The sequence below is a fragment of the uncultured Agitococcus sp. genome (assembly GCF_937920075.1).
Taxonomy (GTDB): domain Bacteria; phylum Pseudomonadota; class Gammaproteobacteria; order Pseudomonadales; family Moraxellaceae; genus Agitococcus.
The window spans coordinates 1-2,574 of sequence record NZ_CALETI010000221.1 but is presented as its reverse complement, the minus strand read 5'-3'; the positions used below and the strand labels follow the sequence as shown (position 1 = coordinate 2,574).

At 41.4% G+C, this 2,574-nt stretch carries 3 protein-coding genes; all 3 read left to right on the top strand.

Features of this window, described 5'->3' with window-relative positions; genetic code table 11:
- A partial coding sequence (locus Q0212_RS08005) for a hypothetical protein (protein ID WP_297924310.1) occupies window positions 1-387 on the top strand: 387 nt, incomplete at its 5' end.
- 11 nt (window positions 388-398) lie between these two features.
- Window positions 399-2,270, top strand: a complete 1,872-nt coding sequence (locus tag Q0212_RS08000; protein ID WP_297924308.1) for a DEAD/DEAH box helicase — start codon at window positions 399-401, stop codon at window positions 2,268-2,270.
- A 12-nt stretch (window positions 2,271-2,282) separates the two neighbouring features.
- On the top strand, window positions 2,283-2,574 hold a 292-nt coding region (locus Q0212_RS07995), incomplete at its 3' end, for a hypothetical protein (protein ID WP_297924306.1).

Sequence of the window (2,574 nt, the reverse complement as noted above, 5' to 3'; positions counted from 1 at the left end):
GAGATTGTCACGTTTAACAAAGCGTGGTTTGAAAATGCACTTGTAAAACTATTTGCATTTTATGAGTTTTATTTGCACGAATTAAAAAACCCGATTCATTTAGACGACTTGGTGCAAACAATCGACACGGACGAAAGTCTAAAGCTATTACAGCAATACGATAACGTATGTGAAGTCTTAGACAATGCGACAAAAGCTAAAGCCGAGTTATTGCAGCAAATTGTCGAACTATCAAAAAGCCAAAACAGCGTTATACATGGTCGCAAGCTAACACAGGTAAAACGTGATGGTGCAATCAGTTACGCCAAAGCGATTAAAGACCTTTTACCCGATGCTGACCTGACAAAATACAAAGGGCAGCCGACTACATTTTGGAAGCTAAGCTAAGGTGCTTTATCATGTTAAGACCGTATCAACAAGATGCGGTTCAAGCTGCTATCCAGTGGATTAAGCGAAGCACTGAACCTGCCATTTTAGAATTAGCCACTGGTAGCGGCAAAAGCCATATTGCCGCCGCCATTGCAAAATGGATAACAGACAGCACTAGTAAAAAAGTGCTTGTTTTGCAGCCGAGTCGTGAACTCACCCAACAAAATTGGGAAAAATGGCTAGCCACAGGCTCAAATGCCAGTATTTTTAGTGCAAGTGTTGGTAGCAAATGTACGCGCTATGATGTTGTTTATGGCACACCTAAAACCGTCTTAAACAGCATAGAACGCTTTGGTGATAAATTCGGGGCAATCATTATTGATGAATGTCATTTAATCACGCCAACAATTAAAGAGATTATTGACAAAATACGCGCTAAAAATCCATTGCTGAGGGTTATTGGCATGACCGCCACCCCTTATCGTATGTTAGACGGCTATATTTATCGAATTGATAAAACAGGCAAGCACGATAAGGCGTTAGACGACAACTCAACCGTCAATCCGTACTTTGCTGCCTTGCTCTATAAAATAACGACACGCGCACTTATAGACATGGGCTTTTTAACGCCTGCTTATACTTGCCCTAGTCAATTGCATTACAATACCGATGCACTAACTATTAACAAGATGGGCAATTTTGACGCCAAAGAGGTGGAATTAGCGTTTACAGGTAAGGGTCGCTTAACGTCTGATATTGTCGCGGATGTTGTGTCCAAAGCGCAAAACAGAAAAGGCGTAATGTTGTTTGCTGCAACCGTCAAACACGCTCAAGAGATACTTGAGAGTCTTCCGCCTAATAACAGCATGATGTTGGGCGGTGACATAAACATGGATAAACACGTCAGAGCCAAGCTAATTAACGATTTTAAGGCGCAAAAGTTTAAGTATATTGTCAGTGTTGGAACACTAACAACAGGTTTTGATGCGCCCCATGTTGACACAATAGCAGTATTAAGAGCTACCGAAAGCGCGTCATTGTTCCAACAAATAATCGGACGAGGTTTAAGGCTGTGCGATGGTAAAGCTGATTGTTTAGTGCTTGACTATGCGAGCAACATAGAACGCCACGAGCTAGAGGGTGATTTATTTACGCCAAAAATCACAGCGTATAGAGCTAAAGAAAGCGTAAGCATAGAAGTATCTTGCCCCTTGTGTAGTGCAATAAATATCTTTTCAGCGCGTCAAAATCCCGACAATTTAGGCATAGACGCACAGGGCTATTTTGTAGACTTGGCAGGCCAACATATAACGACACAACTGCCTAACGGTGAATCTGTTGCAATGCCTGCACACTATGGCAGGCGGTGCGAAAACTATCTTTTTTCGCGTATCAATAAGGGTAAATTAGAACGATGTGAGCATAGATGGGCATATAAAACGTGTGAGAATTGCGGACATGAGAACGATATTGCGGCGCGGTATTGTGAGAAAAAGGATTGTGGTTTTGAGCTTGTAAACCCGAATGAGAAGTTAAGCATATCAAACAAAGTAGCTATTGCAGAGCCGAGCAAGCCTACTACCGAAGAAGTGCTATTTATGCAGGTAAGGCCAAAAGTGAGCAACACTGGCAAAGAAATGTTAGTTGTGACTTACACAACAAAAACGCTGACGTTTAGAACGTACTATGTGTTTGATGAATCAAGCAGCTTTTTGATGCGAAAATGGGAAGATTTTGTCTATGGCGTATTTAAGATGAAAACCCAATTTAGCATTATTAAAAACGGTACTGCTGAGTTTATGAAGCATCACAAAAACGAGATGCCCGACAACATCACATTCAAAAAGAACGCAAGCGGCTACTATGAAGTGACCGACTATAACACCAAAGAGATTATTTAATAAGGTGCTTTAATGAAAATACCACCACACATTCGAACATACGGCAACATGGATTTTAGGGGCGAATGCCCGAAAGAAGATGCCGAATTGATTACATTTTTTAATCAGTTAAAGCTGAATTATCCTGATTTATACGATGTTGCAATCCATCCCGACAATGAGCGTTTAATTAGTGGCACAGGCTTTAACGCACAATCACGCCAAAAAGCGAAAGGCGCAATCAGGAATGGCGCGGCTGATATTATTATCTGTGGTTGTCCGACTTTTGTTTGTGAGATGAAGCGACAAGACCACACTAAAAGCA